The organism is Brevundimonas sp. KM4 (assembly GCF_000964075.1).
Taxonomy (GTDB): domain Bacteria; phylum Pseudomonadota; class Alphaproteobacteria; order Caulobacterales; family Caulobacteraceae; genus Brevundimonas; species Brevundimonas huaxiensis.
Map to the genome: position 1 here is coordinate 1 of NZ_JZRG01000003.1, position 25,786 is coordinate 25,786.

20 protein-coding genes are annotated in these 25,786 nt (G+C 67.7%); 15 read left to right on the forward strand and 5 right to left on the reverse strand.

Annotated elements, in window-relative coordinates; genetic code table 11:
* Positions 1-120: 120 nt before the first annotated feature.
* Both VH88_RS00200 and VH88_RS00205 read left to right on the forward strand, forming a co-directional pair.
* A complete protein-coding gene (locus tag VH88_RS00200) occupies positions 121-495 on the forward strand; it encodes a hypothetical protein (protein ID WP_156146708.1) in 375 nt (124 codons plus the stop codon).
* Positions 495-2,171, forward strand: a complete 1,677-nt coding sequence (locus VH88_RS00205; RefSeq protein WP_045809464.1) for a TadG family pilus assembly protein — start codon at positions 495-497, stop codon at positions 2,169-2,171. Before VH88_RS00200 ends, VH88_RS00205 begins: the two co-directional genes overlap by 1 nt.
* A 3-nt stretch (positions 2,172-2,174) precedes the next feature.
* On the opposite strand, the gene VH88_RS00210 is transcribed toward VH88_RS00205, so the two are convergent.
* Positions 2,175-3,530, reverse strand: coding sequence for a M23 family metallopeptidase (locus tag VH88_RS00210; RefSeq protein WP_045809465.1), 1,356 nt, complete (start codon positions 3,528-3,530; stop codon positions 2,175-2,177).
* Positions 3,531-3,848: 318 nt separating this feature from the next.
* On the opposite strand from VH88_RS00210, the gene VH88_RS00215 reads away from it, so the two are divergent.
* From VH88_RS00215 to VH88_RS00225, 3 genes are all read left to right on the forward strand, one after another.
* The gene (locus VH88_RS00215; protein WP_082064311.1) at positions 3,849-7,067 is read left to right on the forward strand and encodes a YdbH domain-containing protein; all 3,219 of its coding nucleotides are present in this window, start codon (positions 3,849-3,851) and stop codon (positions 7,065-7,067) included.
* Between the two features lie 77 nt (positions 7,068-7,144).
* Complete coding sequence (locus VH88_RS00220) at positions 7,145-7,333, forward strand: YnbE family lipoprotein (protein ID WP_045809466.1); 189 nt, start codon at positions 7,145-7,147, stop codon at positions 7,331-7,333.
* A gap of 33 nt (positions 7,334-7,366) precedes the next feature.
* On the forward strand, positions 7,367-7,726 hold the full coding sequence (locus VH88_RS00225; RefSeq protein WP_045809467.1) for a DUF1318 domain-containing protein: 360 nt from the start codon (positions 7,367-7,369) through the stop codon (positions 7,724-7,726).
* Between the two features lie 393 nt (positions 7,727-8,119).
* Here VH88_RS00225 and VH88_RS00230 read toward each other — a convergent pair whose 3' ends face one another.
* Positions 8,120-9,250 carry a DNA cytosine methyltransferase gene (locus VH88_RS00230; RefSeq protein WP_045809468.1) on the reverse strand — a complete coding sequence of 377 codons (1,131 nt, stop codon included), beginning with the start codon at positions 9,248-9,250 and terminating at the stop codon, positions 8,120-8,122.
* Between the two features lie 79 nt (positions 9,251-9,329).
* On the opposite strand from VH88_RS00230, the gene VH88_RS00235 reads away from it, so the two are divergent.
* Positions 9,330-9,806 carry a COG3650 family protein gene (locus VH88_RS00235; protein WP_045809469.1) on the forward strand — a complete coding sequence of 159 codons (477 nt, stop codon included), beginning with the start codon at positions 9,330-9,332 and terminating at the stop codon, positions 9,804-9,806.
* A 71-nt stretch (positions 9,807-9,877) separates the two neighbouring features.
* Here VH88_RS00235 and VH88_RS00240 read toward each other — a convergent pair whose 3' ends face one another.
* Both VH88_RS00240 and VH88_RS00245 read right to left on the reverse strand, forming a co-directional pair.
* Positions 9,878-10,642: a LytTR family DNA-binding domain-containing protein gene (locus VH88_RS00240; RefSeq protein ID WP_045809470.1), complete on the reverse strand. Its 765-nt coding sequence runs from the start codon at positions 10,640-10,642 to the stop codon at positions 9,878-9,880.
* A 91-nt stretch (positions 10,643-10,733) separates the two neighbouring features.
* Positions 10,734-11,489 (reverse strand): TetR/AcrR family transcriptional regulator, encoded by a 756-nt coding sequence (locus tag VH88_RS00245; protein WP_045809471.1) that lies wholly within the window; start codon positions 11,487-11,489, stop codon positions 10,734-10,736.
* 177 nt (positions 11,490-11,666) lie between these two features.
* Between VH88_RS00245 and VH88_RS00250 the strand changes: the two genes are divergently transcribed.
* From VH88_RS00250 to VH88_RS00285, 8 genes are all read left to right on the forward strand, one after another.
* Entirely contained in the window at positions 11,667-13,895 is a 2,229-nt protein-coding gene (locus VH88_RS00250; RefSeq protein ID WP_045809472.1) for a TonB-dependent receptor, read from the forward strand.
* Between the two features lie 142 nt (positions 13,896-14,037).
* Positions 14,038-15,564 carry an MFS transporter gene (locus VH88_RS00255; RefSeq protein ID WP_045809473.1) on the forward strand — a complete coding sequence of 509 codons (1,527 nt, stop codon included), beginning with the start codon at positions 14,038-14,040 and terminating at the stop codon, positions 15,562-15,564.
* Between the two features lie 127 nt (positions 15,565-15,691).
* Positions 15,692-16,882: an ADP-forming succinate--CoA ligase subunit beta gene (gene sucC / locus VH88_RS00260; protein WP_045809474.1), complete on the forward strand. Its 1,191-nt coding sequence runs from the start codon at positions 15,692-15,694 to the stop codon at positions 16,880-16,882.
* Between the two features lie 57 nt (positions 16,883-16,939).
* On the forward strand, positions 16,940-17,842 hold the full coding sequence (gene sucD, locus VH88_RS00265; RefSeq protein ID WP_045809475.1) for a succinate--CoA ligase subunit alpha: 903 nt from the start codon (positions 16,940-16,942) through the stop codon (positions 17,840-17,842).
* Between the two features lie 264 nt (positions 17,843-18,106).
* Positions 18,107-21,118 carry a 2-oxoglutarate dehydrogenase E1 component gene (locus tag VH88_RS00270; RefSeq protein ID WP_045809476.1) on the forward strand — a complete coding sequence of 1,004 codons (3,012 nt, stop codon included), beginning with the start codon at positions 18,107-18,109 and terminating at the stop codon, positions 21,116-21,118.
* Between the two features lie 41 nt (positions 21,119-21,159).
* Positions 21,160-22,728: a 2-oxoglutarate dehydrogenase complex dihydrolipoyllysine-residue succinyltransferase gene (odhB, locus tag VH88_RS00275; RefSeq protein ID WP_045809477.1), complete on the forward strand. Its 1,569-nt coding sequence runs from the start codon at positions 21,160-21,162 to the stop codon at positions 22,726-22,728.
* Between the two features lie 56 nt (positions 22,729-22,784).
* The gene (locus tag VH88_RS00280; protein WP_045809579.1) at positions 22,785-23,396 is read left to right on the forward strand and encodes a glutathione S-transferase family protein; all 612 of its coding nucleotides are present in this window, start codon (positions 22,785-22,787) and stop codon (positions 23,394-23,396) included.
* A gap of 141 nt (positions 23,397-23,537) precedes the next feature.
* A complete protein-coding gene (locus VH88_RS00285; protein WP_197070946.1) occupies positions 23,538-23,900 on the forward strand; it encodes a hypothetical protein in 363 nt (120 codons plus the stop codon).
* On the opposite strand, the gene prfA is transcribed toward VH88_RS00285, so the two are convergent.
* Complete coding sequence (prfA, locus tag VH88_RS00290) at positions 23,901-24,968, reverse strand: peptide chain release factor 1 (protein ID WP_017505440.1); 1,068 nt, start codon at positions 24,966-24,968, stop codon at positions 23,901-23,903.
* A gap of 205 nt (positions 24,969-25,173) precedes the next feature.
* Between prfA and VH88_RS00295 the strand changes: the two genes are divergently transcribed.
* Complete coding sequence (locus VH88_RS00295) at positions 25,174-25,779, forward strand: response regulator (protein WP_045809479.1); 606 nt, start codon at positions 25,174-25,176, stop codon at positions 25,777-25,779.
* The last annotated feature ends 7 nt before the right edge of the window (positions 25,780-25,786 follow it).

Below are 25,786 nucleotides of genomic sequence, written 5' to 3' on the forward strand. Positions count from 1 at the left end.
GAAAACTCAGGGGCACGTCAGTGGGCACGTTCGACAGGTTGGACGCGCTGACATGTGGGGCGATGGCGATCATCACGATCGTTGTTATCGCCGTCGCTCCTTTCCCCCCCCAGGATGGCCATGTCAGCCTCGTGTGATGCGCGGGATGTCGGCCGTAACCGTCAGGTCACCCGTTTCTGGCACGGAGGGCAGCGGCAGAAACATCCAGCGTTTGCCTTTGGCGCGGACCAAGCCGAGGGCGCCCGGGCGGCGATCGGAGGGCTGGACGCGGCCGAGCGCGACGGTCTGGCGCGGCGCGAGGTCAGCGAGGTGGTGCGGGGCGTGGCGCTGAACCCCGATCACACGACCATCGAGGTGAGGGAGGACGCCGGCCGACTGCGGGTCGTCGTGGTTTATGACGCCAGCGACAGCCTGATCATGGCGCTGGGCGGGATGCTGCCGCGTCCGCCGTCCGTTATTCGGCGCTCGGCGGTCATCCATGTGGGCGATTACTGATGAGCGTCCGGGCGCCTTGTCTGCGGCTCCGGTTCGGCGCCGATCGGCGCGGGGCGGTGGCGGTGATCGCGGCGGTCGCGGGCGGTCTGTTGTGTCTGTTCACGGCGGCGGTGATCGACCTGGGCGTTCTGGTCCTGCACACGCGCCGGGTTCAGGGGGCGGCGGATCTCGCGGCGCTGTCGGCGGTGCGAAACCTGGCGCAGGGCGAGGGCGCAGTCTCGCGCGCGGCCCAGGCGACGGTCGAAGCCAATGTCGCGCCCGACGTCTCGGTCACGGTGGCGACGGCGCTGGGCGTCTATACGCCCGATCCGGCCAAGGCGCGCAATGACCGGTTCATGACGGGCGGCGTGAAGCCGAACGCCGCGCGGGTCGAGGTCACCAGCCGGGCGCCGATGTTCTTCACGCCGCTGTTGCTGGGCCGCGATCAGGTGCGGGTCACCCGCCGGGCCACGGCGACGACGGGCGGGGCGACGCCCAAGGCCATGATCTCGATCGGGTCGCGTCTCGCGCGACTGGACGGCGGCGTGGCCAACCAGCTGCTCGGCGGCTTGACCGGCTCCAAGGTGTCGCTCAGCGTCATGGACTATCGTCGTCTGATCGATCTGGACGTCAATCTGCTGGGGTTCACCGACGCCCTGGCGACCGATCTGGGCGTTCAGGTCGGCGACTACGACCGGCTTCTGGCGACCCAGGTCGACGCCGGCCGTGCGCTGAGGGTGCTGGAGCGGGTGGCGGGCGGCCAGGACGGCGGGGCGCTGGGCAAGCTGGCTTCGGCCTCGGTCGGGACAAAGGTCCGGTTGGGCGACCTGATCGGGCTGGAGGCGCGCGCGCCGGACGGGATCCGCGAAGGGCTGGACGCCTCGGTCTCGGCCATGGATCTGGTCATGGCCATGCTGGAGGTCGGGGGCGGGGATCGGCAGGTCGCGCTGAACCTGGGCGTGCCGGCGGGGCTGGCCGATCTGAAGACCAGCCTGGCGATCGGCGAACGGCCCAATCGCTCCGCCTGGCTGACGGTGACGGCCGACGGCCAGCCGATCATCCGCACGGCCCAGGCGCGGCTCTATGTGCGGGCCAGGACGGCGCAATCCCTGTCGAGTCTGGCGCGGGTCGAACTGCCGATTCTGATCGAACTGGCGGCGTCCGAGGCGCGGCTGAAGTCGCTGTCCTGCGATCCGGCGCACGCGGTCGAGGTCGATGTGCGGCCGGGTCTGGCGCGCGCATCGATCGGGGTGGTGGACGAGGCCAGGCTGGGCGACTTTAAGACCCCGCTGGCGCCCCAGCGCGCGACCCTGCTGTCGGTGCTGGGTCTGGTCAGCATCACCGGCAAGGCGGATGTCGAGGCGGCGGACGCCGGTTTCAGGCCGCTGAGGTTCGACGCGGGCGACATCGACGATCAGCGCACCAAGACCATGGCCTCACGCGGTTTCGCCAGCGGGGCGGTGGCCAGCCTGCTGGCTCGGCTGGACGTGGATGTGAACGTGATCGGCCTGGGCCTGGGATTCGGCGACTTGACCAGGGCCCTGGGGCGGCTGCTGGAGCCGCTGGGGCCGGTGCTGGACGGCGCGCTCAATCCCGTGCTGGACCTGTTGGGCCTGAAGCTGGGCGAGGCCGATGTGACGGTCCACGGCCTGTCCTGCCCGACGCCGGGGCGCGCGACCCCGCGTCTGGTCGGCTGACCCTTAGCCGCGGGCGGGACGCAGGCCTTCGGCCGAGGCCTGCTGCATGGCCGGGCGCTTTTGACCGCCCGAGGCGATGATGCGGTCGATGCGGGCCTTTTCGGCGCGGAAGGCGGCGAGGTCGGCGCCGGCCAGTTCGGTGCCCTCCTGGGTCCGCACGCCGGCCGGATTGATCCGCTGGCCGTTGCGCCATAGCTCATAGTGAAGGTGCGGACCGGTCGAGGCGCCGGTCGAACCGACATAAGCGACGATCTGACCCTGGCTGACCCGCTGGCCGGCGCGGATGCCCGAGCCGTAGCGCGACAGGTGGCCGTAGCCGCTTTCCAGACCGTTGTTGTGGCGGATACGCAGCCAGTTGCCGTAACCGCCCCAGCGGCGCGCCTCGACCACCACGCCGTCGGCGGGGGCCACGACCGGCGTGCCGGTTCCGGCGGCGAAGTCGATGCCCTGGTGCATCTTCTTGTAGCCCGAGATCGGGTGCGTACGGAAACCGAAGCCCGAGGACACACGGCGGAAGTTCTGCAGCGGCGTACGCATCATGGCGGAGCGCAGGTTCTTGCCGTTGGAATCGAAGAACTGGGCCTCCTTCGCGCCGGCGGGCTTGAAACGATAGAAGGTGACGCCGCGCAGTTCGGCGTACATCAGGTCGCCCACGTCCACCGTGCGGCCGGCCTCGGTCACTTCACGGTCGAAGACCATGGTGAACTCGTCGGAGGCGCGAATGTCGCGCTGCATGTCGAACTTGGTGGCGAACAGGCGGCTGGCCGAGCGGACGATGGAGGCGGTGGCGCCCAGTTCACGCGCGCTGGCGGACAGGCTGCGCTCGACATCGCCCTTCAGGACGACGGTCTCGTGGGTGACTTTTTCTTCCAGCGAACGCAGGCGCAGGGCGCCGTCGAAGCTGCGCGACACGGTCAGTTGCGACGCCGGGCCGGTGCGCATGGTCAGGCCGATCAGACGAGCGTCGCCCCGGCCGTTGCGCGGTTTGGCGATGGCGGTTTCGAACTTCAGTCCGGCGCGCAGATCCGCCAGATCGAAGGCGTTGGCGACGGTGGCGGCGACGGCGCTGGCTTCTTCGGGGGCGACGCCGGTGCGGCGCACGGCCTGTTCAAAGGTTTCACCACGGCGGATCTGGACGTTGACGGCCTCGGGCGCGGTCAGGCCGGCGGGCGCATTGGCGGCGGCGAAGGCCTTGGCTTCCATGGCCGCCATCTGGGCCGAGGTCAGGGCGGGAACTTCTTCGGCCTGAGCGGGTTGGTAGGCTCGACCAGCGAGCATCGCCACCGAGATTGCAGCCGCCGCCGTAAGCATGTGCGGCGCGAGCCGCATCGGCTGGCGGCGTGGGTCGAACTGAGCCATCGGTCCCCGTCGTATTGCGACGCCTTCGGCGCCAAAGCTTTACTCGTTCTCGAAGATCGCGCCGTATCGCCCGTGGCGCGAAGGCGGTCCTATACCGCGCTTGTCTCATTTTGGAAAGCAGACCGTTACAAACGGTTAACGTGCGTCAGACAAAGCTCGACGGTGCAGGGATCCCGACCGGCCGATTCGCCGTTATCTGGCCCAGCTTGACCGGCAGGAGACGGGCGCCGAAGACCGACCGTCATGCTTTGATCTTGTGCTGGGGACAAGGATGACCAAGGTGGACGGCCCGCTGTTTCAATCACGCGATCGATCCGTTTGACCGACACACCGTCCAAGCCAAAGCCAAAGCCGCAGGCCAAGACCCGTCGCATCCTGCGCGCGGTCGCCGTCGGGATTCTGATCCTGGCGCTGCTGATCGGCGTGGCGGCCGCCCTGATCTATCTCAATCGCCGCGCGGTGGCCCGCAATGTCCTCGTCGGCTGGCTGGACCAGCGCGGGATTCCGGCCGATGTCGAGGTGGAGCGGATCGAGATCGACGGCTTCGTCGGCCGCATCCGCATCGGCGATCCCGACAATCCGGATGTCGTGGTCGAGCGGGCCGAGGTCGATTACGCCGTCGCCCTGCCGTGGTCCAGGTCGGGCCTGGGCGTCACCCCCAGCCGCATCCGCCTGGTGCGACCGGTCGTCCGGGCCAGCTGGAAGGGCGGAAAACTGTCGTTCGGCTCGCTGGATCCGCTGATCAAGGAGTTCACCGGCGGACCGCCGCGTCCGGATTCGCGCGGGCCCCTGGTCCTCGTCGAGGGCGGTCGCGGGCGGTTGAATACGGAATACGGACCGGTCGACCTGCTGGCTGACGCCCGGATCGACGACGGCAAGCTGATGCGGCTGGCGGGGAGGCTGCCGAAGGCCGCGCTGAAGAGCGGGGAGACGCAGGCCCAGGGCCTGACCGGCTTGCTGGATCTGACCACGACCGGCGACCGGATGGCGATCAAGCTGTCGGCCGCCGCCGACAGCTTCACGACAGCGGCGGCCCGAGGGCAGGGGGCGGCGCTGACGCTGACCGGCGACCTGCCCTATCCGGATCTGAAGACGCGGCGCGGCGACGGCCGGGCGGTTCTGGACGCTCGTCTGACGGGCGATCGCCTGGGAACCCCGACGCTAAGCGCCCGCAGCGCCGATGTCGCCGCCCGGTTCGACGGCGTCGTCTCCGGCTGGATCGAAACCTTCCGGCTGGACGGCGAAGTCACCACCGCGCTGGAGGCGGCGGCCGTCGAGGGCGCGGACCTGCGCATCGCCGATGTCGCCGCGACGGCGACGCGCGGCAAGCTGACGGTATCGCGCGACGACGCCGTGCGCTGGCGCATGCAGGGGCCGCTGGCCCTGACCGCCGGTTCGGGACGGACGGGTCAGACGACGATCGGCGGACTGTCGTTGACGTCGCGCGACCTGGCCTTGGGCGGCAAGGACGCGGCCTTCGAGGCGACTGGGCCTTTGAGCGCGACCTTCGACCGTTTCGGTTTCGGCGACCTGGCGCTGAAGCGCGGTCGCGCCGATGTGGACTTGGACGTGGTCAGCGACGGCGGGATTCAGATCGCGGCGAACGGATCGCTTCGCGCCGCGGACGGCGCCTGGCCCCTTTTCGGCGCGGTGGGCGCCGACGACATCGCCGAGCTGGCCGAGATGAAGCGCGCGCTGGGACGCTTCGCCCTGAATGCGCCCGCCGTCCGCTTCGCCACGGGCGCGGCCGGCACGACCGTATCCCTGCCGCGTCCCGTGACCCTGACGCCCGCCAACGGCGGCGTCCTGACGGTGGCTCAGGGTCAGGGCGGCGCCTATCAGGCCGAGCCGGGACGGCTCGGCGGCGGGGCGCTGACCCTTACCGCAACGCGCGGCAAGGGCCTGCCGGAAATGTCCGTCGCGGTCCCGAACTGGCGCCTGACCGACGGCGGGTTCGAAGCGACGCTGGACGGTCGCGCCCGACTGGATTTCGACCTGGCGCGCGGCATCGACGCCCGGACGCGCGGCGTCCTGGCCCTGAACGCCGGCCGGCTGACCTATGCGACATCGGACTGCGTCGACCTGACCGTCGAGCGGCTGGAGCTTGACGAGAACGACGTCCACCAGGTCGCCGGCAAACTGTGTCCCCAGGGCGGTCCGCTATTGACGTCCAAGGACGGCGTCTGGCGCATCGCGGGCGGGTTCAGCCAAGTGTCGGCCGAGGCGCCCTTCCTCGGCATGCGGTTCGCCGACGCCGCGGGCCGTGTCACGGTCGACGGGACCAAGGCGGGCATCGGCCTGACCGCCAATGTGGCCGCCGCCCGTGTCATCGACGCCCTGACGCCGGAACGGTTCGAACCGCTTTCGGCCACAGGATCTGCGACGCTGGCCAACGAACGCTGGAGCGGCGCCTTCGATCTGAAGGGCACGGGCGCGGCCGCCGCCTATGGTCTCGGTCGCCTGACCCTGGCGCACGACGGTCGCACCGGGTCGGGCGGCATCGTCATCACCGCCCCGAACGTGACCTTCGCCGAGCATGGGCTTCAGCCGGCGATGCTCAGCCCGCTCGCCGCCGACTTCCTGCAGTCGCCGGTCGAAGGCGCCGTCAGCTTCGACGGGCGTTTCGACTGGACCAAGGACGCCGAACCGACATCCAGCGGCCATCTGGTCACGCCGGGCCTGGATTTCATCAGTCCGGTCGGGGCGGTGAAGGGGCTGCGCGGCGACATCGTCTTCAGCAGCCTGACACCCCTGATCACCGCGTCGAACCAGAAGCTGACGGCCGACAGCCTGGCCGTCGGCACGGCGGTCACGGCGCTGGATGTGACCTTCTCGATCAACGAGGCCGGGGTGCTGATCGACGGCGCTCAGGTCGTCGCCGGCGGCGGGACCGTCTCGGTCGAGCCCTTCACCGTCCCGCTGGACGCGACCCAGCCCTACAGCGGCGTGATCGTGCTGGACCGGGTGCAGCTTGGCGATATTGTCGCCGACACCGGCTTTGACGACAAGGTTCAGCTGGACGCCGTCGTCTCGGGCCGCCTGCCCTTCATCATGGACCCCAAGCGCGGGCTCAAGATCACCGCCGGCAAGCTGGAGGCCGTGCAGCCGGGCCGCCTGTCGATCAAGCGGGACGTCCTGACCGACGTCGCCGCCAGCGGCGGGGGCGGCGAGGTGTCGGAAAACGTCGTCGAGGACCTGGCCTATCAGGCGATGGAAAACCTGTCCTTCGATCAGCTCAGCGCCGATGTGAACAGCCTGGACGGCGGGCGTCTGGCGGTCCTGTTCCATATTCGCGGCCGCCACGATCCGCCCAAACGCCAGGAGCTTCGCCTGACGATCGGCGAACTGATCAGCCGCCAGTTCCTGAACCGCAAACTGCCGCTGCCGTCCAACACCCAGATCGACCTGACGCTGGACACGACCCTGAACGCCAACCAGCTGATCTCGGATCTGCTGGCCGTCAATCGCGCCCGTCAGGGTCAGCAGGAGGCGACGCCCGCGCCCGTCCCGGCGCCCATTCCCGCGTCTGGCGATTGAACTTCACCATTCAGCGCGCGTTCATTGGGCGGCGTGCTATTAGAGACATCACCCTCGGCCGAACCGGAGCCCATGTCATGATCCACAAGCGCCAACTGGCCGGCCTCGGTTTGGGAGCCGTCGTCGTCGCTCTCGCGGCCTGCGCCCCGACCATCCGTCTTGAGGTCGCGCCGATCCAGATCTACGCCAAGCTGAACGCCGACGTGCGCGTTCGTCTGGACCAGGAGCTGCAGCAGCTGTTGCAGCAGAACCCCAACCTCTTCTGATTTCCCGCTTCTCTCTGAAAGGGACAGGCTGACATGACCTTCCGCAAACTCTTCGTCATCGGCGCCGCCCTCGCGGCCCTGGGCGTCGCGGGCGCCGCCCTCGCCCAGACCAGCGCCCAGAAGGCGCAGATCGACCAGGCCAAGGCCGCCGGCGTCGTGGGCGAACAGGCCGACGGTTATCTGGGCTTCCGCACCCCGACCTCGGACGCCAGCCTGCGCGCCGCCGTGGACGCCACCAATTCCGGCCGCCGCGCCGCCTACGCCCGCAGCGCCGCCGACGCCGGCACCTCGGCGGATGTCGCCGGCGCCCGGATGTTTGAGGCCCAGTTGCTGCCCCGCATCTCCTCAGGCCAATGGTACCGCAACGCCCAGGGCCAGTGGGTCCAGCGCTAAGGCAAAAAAGACCGTCACCCTCGGGCTTGTCCCGAGGGTCCACGGCGGGTCAGGCACGATCTGCGAGGCCTCAAGCCTTCTCGGACAGCCCACCCGTCCTATTGTGCGAAAAGAAACGCGGCCTTTTCAGTTCATTAGGCCGCTGGATCGTCATCTTCCTTCGCGCGACCCCAGACCGGGTTATGATGCCGGCCCGGTCTTTGAAATCGCCATCCGCACGACTTGGACTCGTTGGGCTGTTTTTCGGAGTCCAACTTCACTGAGGGAATTGCACTTTCTTATAGGGGTGCAATTAAACGCCGAGTTTTATTCCATCAAAAACAATATGCTGACGTGAGATTGCACGCATTGCACCCTTTTTCGTCGGGGTGCAATTCCGCCGCCGTCGCCCGATTAGGCCGCCGCGCGCCGATCCAGCAGCGCGGGCAGCAACAGCCCCTCCGCCAGCGCCCTGACCACCGGGACGGCTACCGCATCGCCCATCAGCTTCAGTGCCGCACTTTCGCTCGACGGCAACCGATAGTCGTCAGACACGCCCATCAGCCGCGCGGCCTCGCGCCCGGTCAGACGCCGAACCCGCGCCAAGCCCCGATCGCACACCACCACATATTGCCGCGACGAGCCGCCGGCCGGCGTCCTCAGGCATCCGGCCAGACCATCGAACCGGATTTCCAGCCGCTGGACCTTGCGGCCGTTCTCGGTCCGCACCCGGCGATAGGCGGCGCCGACGCAGCGCTGGCCAGACGCCAGGGCCGACGCGATCCGGGCGCGGTGCAGCGGCGCGGTCAGGGCCAGGATGGCGTCCGCATCATCTAGCCAGCAGACGGCGTCGTCGGGCTCCAGCATGGCCGCCAGGTCCAGATTGCGCTGCGACGGCGCAGGCAGCGACCACCACGCCCAGGCCGCCTTCACCGCCTCGGGCAGCCGCGCGTGGGCGGCGACCAGACGCGCTGAATGGAAGGGCTGGGTCGGACCGGCCGCGCGCGGGGCCTCGCCCTGACTGGCCACGACGAAAAGACGCGGGCGCGACTGGGGCAGCCAATGGGCGGCGTCCATCTCCAGCGCGCCGACCGTATAGCCCGCCTCGACCATCGCCGTGCAGACGGCCGCGAAATCTCGCCCCACTTCGGTCCCGGGCCCTGAGGTCAGCAGGCCGATGACGTTCTCCAGCACGATCACGCGCGGGCCGCGTCCCTCGGCCGCCAGCCCCTGCATCAGCCGCCAGAAGCCCCAGAAGGCGCCGGACCGCCCAGCCTCCAGCCCGCGGCGCGCGCCTGCCAAGCTGACATCCTGACAGGGCGACGAGGCCCAGGCCATGTCCGGCCGCCCCGGCAGATCGTCGACGGTCAGGCTCCAGACATCGCCCTGACGAAACGGGGTATGCGGATGATTGGCTTTGAAGGCGCGCGCCTTGGCCGCGTCCATGTCGTTGGCGAAGACGGTGTCGATGCCGGCGGCGGACAGTCCCAGCCCCGCCAGACCGCCCCCGGCGAAGAACTCGAATGCGGTGGGGCGAATCGACATGGGATCAGCATAACCCAGCCGCGCCCCTTGACCGAGGGCGGCGGGGACCTCACCTGCGCCCGAACCAAAAGGAGCCGTCATGCGCCTCATTCCGCTCGCCGCCGCCCCGTTCGCCATCGCCCCAATTGTCATCGCCCTTGCCGGCCTCTCGCTCAGCGCCTGTTACGACCGCGAGGAGTCCAAGCCCAAGCCGGCGCCGCAGCCCCAGGCCGCCGTCACCCTGGGCGGCGTCGATCTGGGCCAGCCGGTGCGGGCGCTGGGGACCGAACCCTTCTGGGGCGTGGAGATCACGCCGGACGCCCTGATCTACACCCGCGTCGATCAGCCGACCCAGCGCGCGCCGAACCATGGCGCGACGGTCCAGGGCACGGTCGCAACCTTCGCCAGCTCGACCAATCTGAACAAGGCGCTGAACGTCGTGCTGATCGCCACCGAATGTTCGGATGGCATGAGCGACCGAACCTATCCGCTGACGGCCAAGGTCGAGATCGGCGACGACGAACTGACCGGCTGCGCGGCGCCCGCGTCGATGCTGACCACCCAGCCCGCGCCCTAGCGCGTGATCGTTTCGGATCGGGGCGCAACGCGGCCCCGTCCGAAGCGTGAATCATGCGCTCAAAGAGAGCGTCACCACCATTCGGCGTCGCGCAGCATCCGGGCGTAGCGGCGGCTGACCGGGGCCGACAGGCCGCCGTCCAGCGTCAGGGTCGCGCGCCCGTCGCCGCGTTCGACGGCGCGCACCGCCTCACGCGCCACCCACCAGCTGCGGTGCGTCTGGGCGCCCTCCAGCCCCTCCAGCTCTTCCACCGCGTCGGACAGCCGCATCAGGATCAGGTCCGATCCCCGGTCGGTGTGGATGCGCAGATAATGGTCCTCGGCCTGCACCGCTCGGATCGTCGCGCCTTTCAGCTTGATCGGCAGACGGTCCAGAAACCGAACCGGGCGGGACGCTGTCTCGGGCGGCGCCGCATGGGTCTGGACCGGCACGGCCCGCCCCAGAAAGACGTTCAACGTCGTCACCGCCGCCGTGATGACCACGACGGGCACGACCAGTTCCGGCAGCACCGCCAGCGGATAGAGTCTCTGGGCGAAGAACAGGCCCGTCGCCGCCCAGACCAGCACGCACAGCGGCCCGGTGATGATTACGACCATGACCGCGATGCTCAGCCACGGCCGCTCGTCCGAATCCAGAAATCGGCTGACCACGACGCCGCACAGATGCCCCCACAGTCCGCCCAGCACCATGACCAGCACCCAATAGGCCAGCCGCACGGGCAGCGACGCGCCTGCGCTGCCGAAGGCGCCGGTCACCGCCAGAAAGACGCCTGCCAAAACGGCGACGATGAGACCGCGCAAAAAGGTGCGGCGGCGGTCGGCGGCAGGGGCGGTCATCGGGGCTTTCACGGTCGGAAGATCGCGCCTTGAAACCACGATTTTCGGCCGGGCGAAAGTCGGGCGCGCGATAGCGCCCCGGCGTGACCGATCAGCCCTGGCGCGGGGTCATTCCCGCCACGGCGCGGAAACCGGCCGCCGCGAACCGGACCATATAGTCGCCGGCCGTCTCAAGATCGCCGGACCGCGCCCGCCCGTTCGACAGCCGGTCCAGCCGCCCCGTCTCGCCCAGCGTCAGGGTCAGGGCGCCCGACAGATTGTGATAGCCCCAGTACAGATCGACCTCGCTGGCGCCCGGCAGCACCTTGGCGATCAGCTCGATCAGCCGGTGGATGGCCGGGTCGAAATAGCGCGCCATCGTCTCGCCGCCGAAGCTGGGGTTGGCGTTGGTCTGGGCCACCAGGGCGGAATAGTGTTTCCAGCCCGGTCCGCCCTTCAGCGACCATTCGAACGGCGGCCGCAGGAAGGCTTCCAGCAAGCCCTCCAGCGTCATGTCGTCGCCCGCCGTCTCGGCATAGCGATCAATGGCGGCGACACGGTCGTCGTTCCAGACCTCGGCCCGGCGCAGGAAGACCGCGTCGAACAGCTCGCGCTTGGCCCCGAAATAGTAGTGAACCAGGGCCGTATCGACGCCCGCCTCGCGCGCCACCTCGCGGATGGTGACGCCGTAGAAGCCGTGTTTGGAAAACAGGTCCTCGGCCGCATCCAGGATCAGATCACGCGTCTCGCCCGCCGCCTTGGCCTCGGTCTTGGGCGGCCGGCCGCGCCGCGCCGGGGCAGCACCCGCCGCCTTGCGGCGCGCGGCGGCGACGGGGCGGGGAAGGGTGGCGGCGTCCGGCTTGCTCATCCGGCAAGGCTAGGCGCACGACCGCGACGGTGCAACGGCGCCACGGTCGGCGAGGCAAGTGACGCTGCGTCAGTCCAGTGTTTGACAGACGGCCGAAACCGGGTAGGTTCCGTGAAAATCATTGAACGCTGAATAAAAGCGTCCATCGGGCTGGAAACGACAAAGGGGTCTAGGATCATGAACCGTCATGTGAAGTGCGCGCTGCTGGCCGGCGCGGCGTGGGGCGTGCTTGCGGGGGCCACGGTCGCCCAGGACGCGGAGGCCGCAGCCCAGGCGGCGAATGCAGATCAGAGCGCGGCGACCGTCGACGACATCGTCGTCACCGCCCGCCGGCGCGACGAGCAGCTGAAGGACGTGCCGATCGCCGTCTCGGCGCTCAGCGCTGAACGGCTCGAACAGACGGGCGCCGTCAACATCACGGCTCTGCAGCAGCAGACGCCGAACGCCACGGTCCAGATCGCGCGCGGCTCCAACTCCACCCTGATCAGCTTCATCCGCGGCGTCGGCCAGCAGGATCCGCTCTGGGGCTTTGAGCCGGGCGTGGGTCTATACGTCGACGACGTCTATGTCGCCCGTCCTCAGGGCGCGGTACTGGACATCTTCGACATCTCGCGTATCGAGGTGCTGCGCGGACCGCAGGGCACTCTGTACGGCCGCAACACCATCGGCGGCGCGATCAAGTACGTCACCAAACGTCTGGGGCAGGACCCCAGCCTGACCGCCCGCGCCGAGGTCGGCGCCTATAACGAGCACAACTTCCTGCTGTCGGGCTCGGTGCCGGTTGGCCAGACCTTCGCCATCGGCGGCGCCGTCGCCACCTACAATCACGACGGCTACGGCAAGAATCTGAACACGGGTCAGGACCAGTACGACAAGGACGTCACCGCCTATCGCGCCAGCGCGGAATGGACGCCCAACGACAAACTGTTCTTCCGCCTGGCCTGGGACCGGGTCGAAGACAACTCCAGCCCCCGCCACGGCCACCGCGAGGTCACCTCGACCGATGGCCTGTGGCGCGCACCGGCCGGCAAATACGACACCTACGCCGGCATCACCGGCGAACAGAAGGTCGTGACCGAGGGCGTGGCCCTGACCGGCGAATACCGGGTCAACGACATGCTGACCCTCAAGTCGATCTCGGCCTATCGTTCGGGCGACACGGCCACCATCATCGACTTCGACCAGACGCCGAACCCGACCCTGGATGTGCCGGCTATCTACGCCGACCATCAGTTCAGCCAGGAGTTTCAGGCCCTATTCACCGGCGAGCGCTGGTCCGGCGTGGCCGGCGTCTATTATCTGGACGGCACGTCGTCAGGCGTCTTCGACACCATCGCCGGCAACCTGGGCCTGTCGATTGCAGCGGCGGGATCGGTGGACACCAAGTCCTTCTCGATCTTTGGCGACTTCAGCTATGATCTGACCGATCGTCTGCACCTGTCGCTGGGCGGCCGTTACACCCGCGACGACAAGGACGCCGCCGTCCTGCGCCAGTTCTATCTCGGCGCCACGCGCAGCCCGCTGACCGGCGGCACGCCGCGCGCGGTCTTTGCGACCCGCACCAACTATACGGCCTCGGACACCTTTGAGAAGTTCACGCCGCGCGCCAGCATCTCGTACGATTTCAGCGACGAGATGACCGGCTACGCCTCCGTCAGCCAGGGCTTCAAGTCGGGCGGCTGGGACATGCGCGGCGACGCCGCCCTGGTGCCCCAGACGGTCAACGGCTATCAGCCCGAGACGGTCACCACCTATGAAGTCGGCCTGAAGGGCTCGGCCTTCGACCGCCGCATGAACTTCGCCTCGGCGATCTTCTATTCGGACTACAAGGACCAGCAGATCACGACCCAGCAGGTGGCCACGCCGCCCGCCGTCGGCATCGCCTCGGTCGTCGACAACGCCGGCGCCTCGACCATCTACGGCTTCGAGCTGGAAGGCTCGGCCTATCTGACCAGCGACATCACCGCCAACTTCTCGGTCGGCTATCTGAAGAACGAGTTCGACGAGTTCATCACCCGCATCACCGGCACCCCGGTCGATATCTCGAACACGCGCGAGCCGCAGAACTCGCCGGAATGGTCGGCCTATTACGGCATGACCTGGCGCGGCGACATCCTGGGTGGTGAAATCCGCGTCACCCCGTCGCTGTCCTACCGTTCGGACTACCACCTGTTCGACACCCCCGATCCCATCCTGGATCAGAAGGGTTACGTCCTGGCCGACGCCAGCGTGGTCTGGACGGCGCCGAGCAAGCGCTGGGAGGTCGGCCTGTTCGGTCGCAACCTGACCGACGTTCGCTACAAGGTCGGCGGCTACAGCTTCCCGGGCGCGACCTACAACAACTCGATCAGCGCCTTCTACGGCCCGCCGACCACCTATTCGGCGCGCCTGACCTATCGCTTCTGATCTCCATTCCTAACGCCTGACGACGAGGGGCGGCGGTCTCCGGGCCGCCGCCCCTTTTCGCTCCGCCAGGCCTATTTTGCACAGGGCGGACTTGCGGCTAGGCTCGCCTCAACAAACAACAAGACGCCGAGGGGAAACGCCGATGACGACGGAGACGCTGACGGTCCAGGAGGCGCGGCCCGAGCGGCCTGAGCGGCCCGGCTATCGCTACTATGTGCTGGCGGTGCTGATCCTGATCTACATGCTGAACTTCCTGGATCGCCAGATCATCGGCATACTGGCCGCGCCGTTGAAGGAAGAGTTCGGCATGTCCGACAGCCAGTTCGGCCTGTTGGGCGGCATCGCCTTCGCCTCGGTCTATTCGACATTGGCCATTCCCCTGGCCTGGCTGGCGGATCGGTTCAGCCGGGTCTGGATCATGACCGGCGCCCTGGCCGTCTGGTCGGGCTTTACCGCCCTGTGCGGCATGGCCGGCTCGTTCGGCCAACTGTTCCTGTGCCGGATGGGCGTGGGCATCGGCGAGGCGGGCGGCGTGGCTCCGGCCTATTCGCTGATCGCCGACTACTTCCCGCCCCATCAGCGCGCGCGCGCCATGGCGGCCTTCGCCTTCGGCATTCCGCTGGGCATGGCGGCGGGAACCCTGGTCGGCGGCCTGCTGGCGGCGACCTACGGCTGGCGCACCGCCTTCATCGTCGTCGGCCTGCTGGGCGTGCTGGTCGCGCCCCTGCTGCGTCTGACGGTGCGTGATCCCAGGCGGGGCGGCGCAGACGCCATCAAGACCGAGGCTCAGGTCGCGGCCCTGACAGCCGCGCCGGTCGGCACGGACCGGGCCGGCAAGATCGCCGCCCAAATCATGCTGGGCCTCGGCGCCGGTCTGCTGATCCTCGGCGCCTTGAGCTGGCTGATGGGCATGTCGCTCGGCAATCCGCTGGTGCTGGCGTTCGGCGGCCTGCTGGCGGTGGTGATCGGCGTTTCTCTGATGATCGCGCGTCGCACCGCTTCGGTGGTGATCAGGAAGCCCAGTTTCTGGCTCCTGGGCCTGGGCGCGGCCTCATCGTCGGTCTGCGGCTATGGCGTCGCCGGCTGGCTGCCGCTGTTCTTCATGCGCAGCTTCGACCTGACCCTGAAACAGACCAGCATTTATTATTCCGGCATCGCCCTGATCGGCGGCATCCTGGGCATCTGGCTGGGCGGCATGATCGCCGACAAGCTGTCCAAGAAGGGCAAGGGCGCCTATCCGCTGACGCCCGCCGTCGCCTTCCTGATCTCGGCGCCGTGCTTCATCCTGGCGATGAACTCGCCCTGGCTGATCGGCCTGGTTCTGCCCGGCGGCGGCAGCCACGTTCAGCAGCTGACCCTGGCCTTCCTGATCTTCCTGTTGCCGACCGGATTGAACCTAGCCTGGCTGGGCCCGATCACGGCGGCGGTCCAGCATCTGGTGCCGGCGGCCATGCGCTCGACGGCCTCGGCCCTGTTCCTGCTGCTGAACAATCTGCTCGGGATCGCGGTCGGCTTCTACTATTTCGGCTGGATGAGCGACCTGCTGGCGCCGCGCTTCGGCGAGGAGAGCCTGCGCTGGGCCATCTATACCGGCATGGGGTTCTATGTGCTGGCCGCGATCCTGCTGATCGGGGCGTCGCGCACCCTCAAGAAGGACTGGGTCGACTAAAGGGGGGCTGTGGACGCTTGCACCTGCGAAGGCGAAGCGCTCAAGCAGGCCGAAGGCCGGTAGCGCAATGCAAAAGAGCGGCCTATAAGCCCCGCAACTCTCCCAGCAGCGGTTGCGACGGTCCCCCATGAACATTCACGAATATCAGGCCAAGCAGGTCCTCAAAGGCTTCGGTGCCCCGGTCGCCGAAGGCGTCGCGGTGACGTCGGTCGATCAGGTCGAGGCGGCCGCCAAGTCGCTGCCCGGCCCGCTCTATGTCGTGAAGTCGCAAATCCACGCCGGCGGCCGCGGCAAGGGCAAGTTCAAGGAACTGCCGGCCGACGCCAAGGGCGGCGTTCGCCTGGCCTTCTCGGCCGAGGAAGCCGTCGCCCACGCCAAGGAAATGCTGGGCAACACCCTGGTCACCGCCCAGACGGGCGACGCTGGCAAGCAGGTCAACCGCCTCTACATCGAGGACGGCGCCGACATCGAGCGTGAATTGTACTGCTCGCTGCTGGTCGACCGCGCCTATGGCCGCATCGCCTTCGTCGTCTCGACCGAAGGCGGCATGGACATCGAAACCGTCGCCCACGACACGCCCGAGAAGATCCAGAACATCGTCATCGACCCGAGCGCGGGCGTAACCGACGCCGACGTCGCCGCCATCGTCGCCGCCTACGGCCTGACCGGCGCCGCGGCCGAAGACGCCAAGTCGCTGTTCCCCGCCCTGTACAAGGCCTTCGTCGAGAAGGACATGGACATGCTGGAGGTGAACCCCCTGATCGTGATGAAGGACGGCCACCTGCGCGTTCTGGACGCCAAGGTCAGCTTCGACGGCAACGCCCTGTTCCGCCACGATGACATCAAGGAACTGCGCGACGAAACCGAAGAAGACGCCAAGGAAATCGAAGCGTCCAAGTGGGACCTCGCCTACGTCTCGCTGGACGGCAACATCGGCTGCATGGTCAATGGCGCCGGGCTCGCCATGGCGACGATGGACATCATCAAGCTGTACGGCAAGGAGCCGGCCAACTTTTGCGACGTCGGCGGCGGCGCCGGCAAGGAGAAGGTCGCGGCGGCTTTCAAGATCATCACCGCCGACCCGAACGTCCAGGGCATCCTGGTCAACATCTTCGGTGGCATCATGAAGTGCGACGTCATCGCCGAGGGTGTGGTCGCGGCCGTGAAGGAAGTGGGCCTGAAGGTGCCGCTGGTGGTGCGTCTGGAAGGCACCAACGCCGAACTGGGCAAGAAAATCCTGAACGAGTCGGGCTTGACCATCCAGGCCGCCGACGACCTCGACGACGCCGCCCAGAAGATCGTCGCGGCGGTCGGCTAAGGCTTCGGCCTTACTCGCCACCGCCCCGCTGACACATCGAATTCAGAGCACAGACCCATGTCCATTCTCGTCGACAAGAACACCAAGATCATCGTCCAGGGCCTGACCGGCAAGACCGGCGGCTTCCACACCGAACAGGCGCTGGCCTATCACGGCACCCAGATGGTCGCCGGCGTGCACCCCTCCAAGGGCGGCACGAACTGGACCGGATCGCACGGTGAGAGCCTGCCGATCTACGCCTCGGTCGCCGAAGCCAAGGACGCCACGGGCGCCGACGCCTCGGTGATCTACGTCCCGCCGTCGGGCGCGGCCGCCGCGATCATCGAAGCCATCGACGCCGAAATCCCCTTCATCACCTGCATCACCGAGGGCATCCCGGTGATGGACATGGTCAAGGTCAAGCGTCGCCTGGAAGGCTCCAAGTCGCGCCTGCTGGGCCCGAACTGCCCCGGCATCCTGACGCCGGACGAGTGCAAGATCGGCATCATGCCGGGCAACATCTTCAAGAAGGGCTCGGTCGGCATCGTGTCGCGTTCGGGCACCCTGACCTATGAAGCCGTGTTCCAGACCACCAACGAAGGCCTGGGCCAGACTACGGCTGTCGGCATCGGCGGCGACCCGGTCAAGGGCACCGAATTCATCGACGTGCTTGAGCTGTTCCTGGCCGACGAGGAAACCACCTCGATCATCATGATCGGCGAAATCGGCGGCGGCGCGGAAGAAGACGCCGCCCAGTTCCTGATCGACGAGGCCAAGAAGGGCCGCAAGAAGCCGATGGCCGGCTTCATCGCGGGCCGCACGGCGCCCAAGGGTCGCACCATGGGCCACGCCGGCGCCGTCGTCTCGGGCGGCAAGGGCGATGCGGAATCCAAGATCGCGGCGATGGAAGCCGCCGGCATCCGCATGTCGGAATCGCCCGCGCGCCTCGGCAAGACCTTGGTCGAAGTCCTGAAGGGTTAAGCCTTTCCAAGTGCGCGCTGCGCGCGGGCGCTATCGCTTGCCGCGCGGCGGCTCGCTGCTTGAGCGCCTTTTCGGCATCAAAAATGCCGTGTGACGCATCGATGGACGCCCTCGGCTCAGGCCGGGGGCGTTTTTTCTTGGGCCTGCGACCAATTTCCTACCAAATTGCCCCGTTTCGGTCATGACCCGTCAGGAAACGACGCCTATATGACAGGCGCGCCCCTCACGGAGATGTGTCCGTCGGGGCCCAGGGATTGCGAAACGATGGCGGACGATGCCGGTCGGCTGAACCAGGTCTTTGCCGAGACCTCATTCCTTTACGGGTCCAATGCGGCCTACGTCGAGGAGCTTCAGGAGAAGTGGGCGAAAGACCCCGGCTCCGTCTCCGCCGAATGGAAAGCCTTCTTCGACCAGCTGCGCGACAACGCCGCCGTGGTGACCGCCTCGGCCGGCGCCGGCAGCTGGGGTCGCGGCACAGCGACCGAACCCACGGAGGAGACCGGCGTCTTCGACGGTCGCTGGCCGGCGCCGAAGCCCGATCCCAAAAAGCCCGGCGCTGCGCCGGCTGCTGCGCCCAAGGCCGCGCCCGCCGACGTCTCGGCCGATGCGATCCGCGCCGCCGCCCACGATTCCATCCGCGCCCTGATGCTGATCCGCAGCTATCGCGTGCGCGGGCACCTGCAGGCCAAGCTGGACCCGCTGGGTATCGAACAGCCGGTCGAGAACCCCGAGCTGACGCCCGAGTTCTATGGCTTCACCGGCGCCGATCTGGACCGCCCGATCTTCCTGGACGGCGTGCTTGGTCTTCAGACCGGCACGATCCGCGAAGTGCTGGAGATTCTGAAGCGCACCTACTGCGGCAACATCGGCATTCAGTTCATGCACATCGCTGAGCCCGAGGAGAAATCCTGGCTGCAGCAGCGGTTCGAAGGCGCCGACAAGTTCGAGCAGAACGCCTTCTCCAAGGAAGGCAAGCTGGCCATCCTGTCCAAGCTGATCGAGGCCGAAGGTTTCGAACGCTTCCTGCACAAGCGCTTCCCCGGCACCAAGCGGTTCGGCCTGGACGGCGGCGAGGCCATGGTCCCCGCGCTGGAGCAGGTCATCAAGCGCGGCGGTTCGCTGGGAGTCGATGAAGTCGTGCTGGGCATGGCCCACCGCGGCCGCCTGAACGTGCTCGCCGCCGTGATGGGCAAGCCCTACAAGGTCATCTTCCACGAGTTCCAGGGCGGCTCGGCCGTGCCGAGCGACATCGAGGGTTCGGGCGACGTCAAATATCACATGGGCGCCTCGTCGAACCGCGAGTTCGACGGCAACCACGTCCACCTGTCGCTGACCGCCAACCCGTCCCACCTCGAGATCGTCAACCCGGTCGTGCTGGGCAAGGCGCGCGCCAAACAGGCGTTCGACATTCGCGAGGCCAACGAGGGCGTGCCCGAGGGGCAGTGGGCGCTGGACCGTTCCAAGGTCGTGCCGCTGCTGATCCACGGCGACGCCGCCTTCGCCGGCCAGGGCGTGGTCGCGGAGTGCTTCGCCCTGATGGGGCTGAAGGGCTACCGCACCGGCGGCACGCTGCACTTCGTCATCAACAACCAGATCGGCTTCACCACCAGCCCGCGCAACTCGCGCTCGTCGCCCTATCCGTCGGATGTGGCCCTGATGGTCCAGGCGCCGATCTTCCACGTCAACGGCGACGATCCCGAGGCGGTCGTCTTCGCCGCCAAGGTGGCCACCGAATACCGCCAAAAGTTCCACAAGGACGTGGTGGTGGACATGTTCTGCTACCGCCGCTTCGGCCACAACGAAGGGGACGACCCCACCTTCACCCAGCCGCTGATGTATTCGAAGATCCGCGCCCAGCCCTCGACGCGCGAACTGTATTCGCAGCGTCTGGTCGCCGAAGGCGTGATCAGCCAGGCCGAGGTGGACGCCGAGGTCGAGCGGTTCGAGAAATTCCTCGACGAGCAGTTCGAGGCCGGCAAGACCTGGTCCGCCGAAAAGGCCGACTGGCTGGACGGCCAATGGCAGGGCTTCCAGTCGCCCAAGGACGAGCTGCGCGGCGACACCGCCGTGCCGCTGGCCAAGCTGACCGACCTGGGCCATCGCCTGACCACGATCCCCAACAGCGTCGACATGCACAAGACGCTGAAGCGCGTCATCGACGGTCGCCGCGAAGCCGTCACCTCGGGCCAGGGCCTGGACTGGGCCACGGCCGAGAGCCTGGCCTTCGCCTCGCTGGTCGATGAAGGTTTCCCGATCCGTCTGTCGGGTCAGGATTCGGTGCGCGGCACCTTCTCGCAGCGTCACTCGGGCATCATCGATCAGACGACCGAAGAGCGCTACATCCCGCTGAACAACCTGCGCGAAGGCCAGGCCAATTTCGAGGTCATCGACTCGGCCCTGTCCGAAGAGGCGGTGCTGGGCTTCGAGTACGGCTATTCGCTGGCCGACCCCAATACGCTGGTCATGTGGGAAGCCCAGTTCGGCGACTTCGTGAACGGCGCCCAGGTGGTGATCGACCAGTTCATCAGCTCTGGCGAACGCAAGTGGCTGCGCATGAGCGGCCTGACCATGCTGCTGCCGCACGGCTATGAAGGCCAGGGACCCGAACACTCCTCGGCCCGTCTGGAGCGCTTCCTGCAGGCCTGCGCCGAAGACAATATGCAGGTCGCCAACTGCACCACTCCGGCCAACTATTTCCACATCCTGCGTCGCCAGATGCACCGGCCGTTCCGCAAGCCGCTGATCCTGATGACGCCCAAGTCGCTGCTGCGCCACAAGAAGGCGGTATCCAGCCTGGCCGATCTGGCCGAAGGCTCGTCCTTCCACCGCGTCCTGCACGACGACGCCCAGACGCGGCCCGAGATCGCCGGCATCACGATCAAGGCGGACAAGGACATCCGCCGCGTCATCCTGTGCTCGGGCAAGGTCTATTACGACCTGCTGGACGCGCGCGAGAAGAAGGCCAAGGACGGCCAAGCGGTGGACGACGTCTACATCCTGCGTCTGGAACAGTTCTATCCGTGGCCGATCCAGTCGCTGCGCAAGGAACTGGCCCGCTTCCCCAACGCCGAACTGGTCTGGTGCCAGGAAGAGCCGAAGAACATGGGCGGCTGGACCTTCGTGGATCCGTGGCTGGAGCTGACGCTGGACAAGCTGGACGTGAAGGCCAAGCGCGCCCGCTACGTCGGCCGTCCCGGCTCGGCCTCGACCGCCGCCGGTCTGATGAGCCGGCATCTGAAGGAACTCGAAGCCTTCACGACCGAAGCCTTCGCCTGATACACGTACAAAAGACCGACTAGAGACGAGCTGGACCTGACATGGCCGACATCCTGACCCCCGCCCTCGGTGAATCCGTCACCGAAGCCACCATCGCAAAGTGGACCAAGAAGGTCGGTGATCCGGTCAAGAAGGACGAACTGCTGGTCGAGCTGGAGACCGACAAGGTCTCGCTGGAGGTCGTCTCGCCCGCCGACGGCGTGCTGGGCGACATCAAGGCGGCCGAGGGCGACAATGTCGTTCCCGGCACGGTCCTGGGTTCGGTGACGGAAGGCGCGTCCGCCGGCGCCGCTCCGGCCGCTGCGCCGGCCCCCGCTCCTGCTAAGGCCGCCAAGCCTGACGCCAAGGCCGCGCCGGCCGCCGCTGCTCCGGCCGCCGCCGCCGCGATCGACATCACCGTGCCGGTCATGGGCGAGAGCGTCGCCGAAGGCTCGATGGGCAAGTGGGTCAAGAAGAACGGCGACACGGTCAAGAAGGACGAACTGCTGGTCGAGATCGAGACCGACAAGGTCGCGGTCGAAGTCTCCGCCCCGGCTGACGGCGTTCTAACCATCGCCGCCGACGAAGGCGCGACCGTCACGCCGGGCCAGAAGATCGGCTCAATCTCAGGGTCGGGCTCGGGTTCGGGTGCTGCGAGCGCGCCCGCCGCCGCCTCGGCTCCCGCCGCAGCCGCTCCGGCTCCCGCCGCCGCCCCGGCCAACACCGGCTCGGCCCAAGTCTCGGCCGCCAAGAACGAAACCCTGTCGCCCGCCGTCCAGCGCGTGGTCGGCGAGCACAATCTGGATCCCAAGGCCATCAACGCCACGGGACCGAAGGGCAACATCACCAAGGCCGACGCCATCGCCGCCATCGGCCAGGCCTCGGCTCCGGCCCCTGCCGCCGCTGCGCCGGCCGCCCCGCGCGCCGACCAGCCGCGCGAAGAGCGGGTGAAGATGACGCGCTTGCGTCAGACCATCGCCCGTCGCCTGAAGGAATCGCAGAACACGGCCGCCCAGCTGACCACCTTCAACGAGGTGGACATGACCAACGTCATGGCCCTGCGCGCCCAGTACAAGGACGTGTTCGAAAAGCGCCACGGCGTGAAGCTGGGCTTCATGTCCTTCTTCACCAAGGCCGTCGTCGCGGCCCTGCATGAGATCCCGGCCGTCAACGCTGAGATCGACGGCACCGACATCATCTACAAGAACCACTACGACATCGGCGTCGCCGTCGGCACCGACAAGGGTCTGGTGGTTCCTGTACTGCGTGACGCCGACACCCTGTCGCTCGCCGGCATCGAAAAGGGCATCGGCGCCCTGGGCAAGGCCGCGCGTGACGGCTCGCTGACCATGGATCAGATGCAGGGCGGCACCTTCACCATCACCAACGGCGGCACCTATGGCTCGCTGATGTCGACGCCGATCCTGAATGCGCCTCAGTCGGGCATCCTGGGCATGCACAACATCGTCCAGCGCCCGATGGCCATCAACGGCGAGGTCAAGATCCGCCCGATGATGTATCTGGCCCTCAGCTACGATCACCGCATCGTGGACGGCAAGGAAGCCGTGACCTTCCTGGTCCGGGTCAAGGAACTGCTGGAAGATCCGGCGCGGGCCCTGCTGGACCTCTGATTTCCTGAAAGGCGGCGATGATTTCGTCGCCTTTTTCTTTGGTGCGAGGCGCGACCATGCTGACCCTCTACGCCGCGACCGGATCCTGCAGCCGGGCCAGCCATATTGCGCTGGAAGAGTCGGGGCTGGCCTATGAGGTTCGTCTGGTCGATTTCGCCAAGGCCGAGCAGCGCGAGACGGCCTATCTGGCGATCAATCCCAAGGGGCGCGTTCCTGCGCTCGCGACCGATCAGGGCGTCCTGACCGAGAGCCCGGCCATTCTGGCGCACATCGCAGCCCTGTCGCCGCCCGGCCTCTTGGCGCCGAGCGATCCCTTCGCCTTTGCGCGGATGCAGGCGTTCAACCTCTTTCTGGCCACCACCATCCACGTCGCCCACGCCCACGGTCGTCGCGCCGCGCGCTGGAGCGACGATGCCGCCGCCCAGGCGTCGATGGCGGCCAAGGTCACGCAGAACATGCGCGACGGCTTCGCCCGGATCGAGGCGGACCTGACCGGCGAATGGGCGATGGGCGACGCCTATACGGTCGCGGACCCCTATCTGTTCACCTTCGCCGGCTGGCTGGAAAGCGACGGCGTGGACATCGCCGCGTTCCCACGCGTCCAAGCGCATTTCGAGCACATGAAGGCGCGTCCGGCGGTTCAGCGCGCCCTGGCCGCCAAAGCTTAGCGGGCGCGCTCGCAGACCAACGGTTGTGTCTAATTTGCGCCGGTCGTTAACGATCCGAATCGGCGCCGCATTTTCCCTGATTACAAGCGCCGAAAATGGCGCCTTATTTCGGACATGGAGTGGGCGGCGCGCGCGATAGGGATGTTCTACGTCTTGGGCGGACTGATGCTTTTGTATCAGGCCTGGCTCAACTGGCGTCTGCAACGGGCCTTGGCCGGCGTCATCGCCGTTCCCGCTAACGATCAGATCGCAGACGGCGTGATCGCCCTGGGCGGCGTGGTGGTGCTGATGTCGGGCGTCGCGCTGGCGGCGCTCAGCGCTTGGGCCGTGGTCGCCTTCCTCGCCGGTTGGGCGATCCAGGCCGCCTATCTGCTGTGGGTCAACCGCGCCGATCTCGACAGCCCGCTGGCCAGCGGCCGGTTGAAGTCAGTGCATGCCTTCGCCGCCTACACCGCCGTCACCGGCGTGGTGCTGTGGCTGCCGCTGACCGGCGTCCTGGGCTGATCAGCCGAACTCGGCTTCCAGGTCGGCCAGACGCGCCGCCTGGTCCTCGGCGATCAGGGCGTTCAGCAGCGGATCGATATCGCCTTCCATGATCTGGGGCAGGCTGTGCAGGGTCAGGTTTATGCGGTGATCGCTGACCCGCCCTTGCGGATAGTTGTAGGTGCGGATCCGTTCCGACCGGTCGCCCGAACCGACCTGGGACTTGCGGCTGTCCGAGCGGGCCAGGTCCTTGGCCTGGCGCTGCATGTCGTACAGGCGCACGCGCAGGTTCTTCATCGCCTTGTCGCGATTGACGTGCTGGGACTTCTCCGACGACGTCACCATGATGCCGGTGGGCAGGTGGGTGATGCGCACGGCGGAATCGGTCGTATTGACGTGCTGACCGCCCGAGCCCGACGCGCGGAAGGTGTCGATGCGGATGTCCTTGTCGTGGATTTCGATCTCCACGTCCTCGACCTCGGGCAGGACCGCCACCGTCGCCGCAGAGGTGTGGATGCGTCCCTGCGACTCGGTCGTCGGCACGCGCTGCACCCGGTGAACGCCGCTCTCGAACTTCAGCCGGCCGAACACGCCTTCGCCCGTCACCGTGGCGATGATCTCCTTATAGCCGCCGGCGTCGCCCTCGGTCGCGGAATCCAGCTCGATCCGCCAGCCGCGCGTTGAGGCGTAGCGCGAATACATGCGGAACAGATCACCTGCGAACAGGGCCGCCTCGTCCCCGCCGGTGCCGGCGCGCACTTCCAGAACGGCCGAGGCGTTCTCGTCGGCGTCGCGCGGGGCCAGCAGCAGGGCGACCTCGCGTTCCAGCTCGGGCAGCCTGTCGGTCAGCGCCCGCAGCTCCTCCTCGGCCATCGCCGCCATTTCCGGGTCGGCCGTCATGGCCTCCAGGTCCGCCATTTCGGCGCGCGCCCGGGCCAGGCCCTGGACCGCATCGACGACGGGCTTCAACTCGGCGTGCTCCTTGGACAGCCGCACGATCTCGGCGCCGTCGGTCGCCGAACCCATGCGCGCCTCCACCTCGTGGAAACGGTCGAGCACCTGATCGAGACGGGCCTGGGGCAGTCGCAAGAGGGAAAGGTCCTGAGAAAAAGCGGAGCGCCGTCCTTACCCGCCGGGGGCCGTCGTGTCGATTGCAAGCCGTGTCGGGGCGTGGACCGGCGCCGGCGCCGCGCTTGTGATCGGCGATAACGGCCGGGTCACGATGGCGTCAGTCGCGGTGACGCAATCGGCTCAAAGCCATTAGTTGAGGCCGAACAACCTTAAGGAGGACGCCATGTTCGATCGCCCGCCCCCGTCGCACCCCGACGCCGCCGAGGTCGCCGAAAGCGTCGATCGCCTGTGCCGCCTGTACGACAGCCGTCTGGCCGAGACCGGCGGCGACCTGTCGCCCGAGGACGCCCGCGAACTGAGGGCCATGGCCGCCATCTATGATCTGGACACCGACCGCCCCTCGACCGATGTCTGGCGCGACCTTCGCGCCGTCGTCACCCGCCAGGTGCCGCTTGACGCCACGGCGCCGGCCGAGGTCGAGCTCCTGACCCTGCTGGTGGTCGAGGACGATCCCGACGCCGCCGCCTCGCTGACCGAACTGTTGACCGAGGCGGGTCACAATGTCGTCGGCCCGTTCCACAGCGCCGCCGCCGCCGAGGCCGCCGCTGCGCTGCACAGCATCGATGCGGCCTTGCTGGACATCAACCTGTCGGGCGAGATGACCGGGGTGGAACTGGCCCGCGTCCTGACGGATCGCTGGGCCGTACGGGTCATCTTCATCTCCGGCGATGTCGCCGCCGCCGCGAAGAATGCGGACATGGCCGAGGCCCTGGTGCTGAAACCCTATAACGGCGCGCAGATTCTGGAGGCGGTGGCGCGCCTCGCCTGAGGGCCGG

Bases quoted from the DNA above. Each gene is read 5' to 3' on its own strand.
- VH88_RS00200 (WP_156146708.1), top strand. From the start codon at position 121: ATGTCAGCCTCGTGTGATGCGCGGGATGTCGGCCGTAACCGTCAGGTC.
- VH88_RS00205 (WP_045809464.1), top strand. From the start codon at position 495: ATGAGCGTCCGGGCGCCTTGTCTGCGGCTCCGGTTCGGCGCCGATCGG.
- VH88_RS00210 (WP_045809465.1), bottom strand. From the start codon at position 3,530: ATGGCTCAGTTCGACCCACGCCGCCAGCCGATGCGGCTCGCGCCGCAC.
- VH88_RS00220 (WP_045809466.1), top strand. From the start codon at position 7,145: ATGATCCACAAGCGCCAACTGGCCGGCCTCGGTTTGGGAGCCGTCGTC.
- VH88_RS00225 (WP_045809467.1), top strand. From the start codon at position 7,367: ATGACCTTCCGCAAACTCTTCGTCATCGGCGCCGCCCTCGCGGCCCTG.
- VH88_RS00230 (WP_045809468.1), bottom strand. From the start codon at position 9,250: ATGTCGATTCGCCCCACCGCATTCGAGTTCTTCGCCGGGGGCGGTCTG.
- VH88_RS00235 (WP_045809469.1), top strand. From the start codon at position 9,330: ATGCGCCTCATTCCGCTCGCCGCCGCCCCGTTCGCCATCGCCCCAATT.
- VH88_RS00240 (WP_045809470.1), bottom strand. From the start codon at position 10,642: ATGACCGCCCCTGCCGCCGACCGCCGCCGCACCTTTTTGCGCGGTCTC.
- VH88_RS00245 (WP_045809471.1), bottom strand. From the start codon at position 11,489: ATGAGCAAGCCGGACGCCGCCACCCTTCCCCGCCCCGTCGCCGCCGCG.
- VH88_RS00250 (WP_045809472.1), top strand. From the start codon at position 11,667: ATGAACCGTCATGTGAAGTGCGCGCTGCTGGCCGGCGCGGCGTGGGGC.
- VH88_RS00255 (WP_045809473.1), top strand. From the start codon at position 14,038: ATGACGACGGAGACGCTGACGGTCCAGGAGGCGCGGCCCGAGCGGCCT.
- sucC (WP_045809474.1), top strand. From the start codon at position 15,692: ATGAACATTCACGAATATCAGGCCAAGCAGGTCCTCAAAGGCTTCGGT.
- sucD (WP_045809475.1), top strand. From the start codon at position 16,940: ATGTCCATTCTCGTCGACAAGAACACCAAGATCATCGTCCAGGGCCTG.
- VH88_RS00270 (WP_045809476.1), top strand. From the start codon at position 18,107: ATGGCGGACGATGCCGGTCGGCTGAACCAGGTCTTTGCCGAGACCTCA.
- odhB (WP_045809477.1), top strand. From the start codon at position 21,160: ATGGCCGACATCCTGACCCCCGCCCTCGGTGAATCCGTCACCGAAGCC.
- VH88_RS00280 (WP_045809579.1), top strand. From the start codon at position 22,785: ATGCTGACCCTCTACGCCGCGACCGGATCCTGCAGCCGGGCCAGCCAT.
- VH88_RS00285 (WP_197070946.1), top strand. From the start codon at position 23,538: ATGTTCTACGTCTTGGGCGGACTGATGCTTTTGTATCAGGCCTGGCTC.
- VH88_RS00295 (WP_045809479.1), top strand. From the start codon at position 25,174: ATGTTCGATCGCCCGCCCCCGTCGCACCCCGACGCCGCCGAGGTCGCC.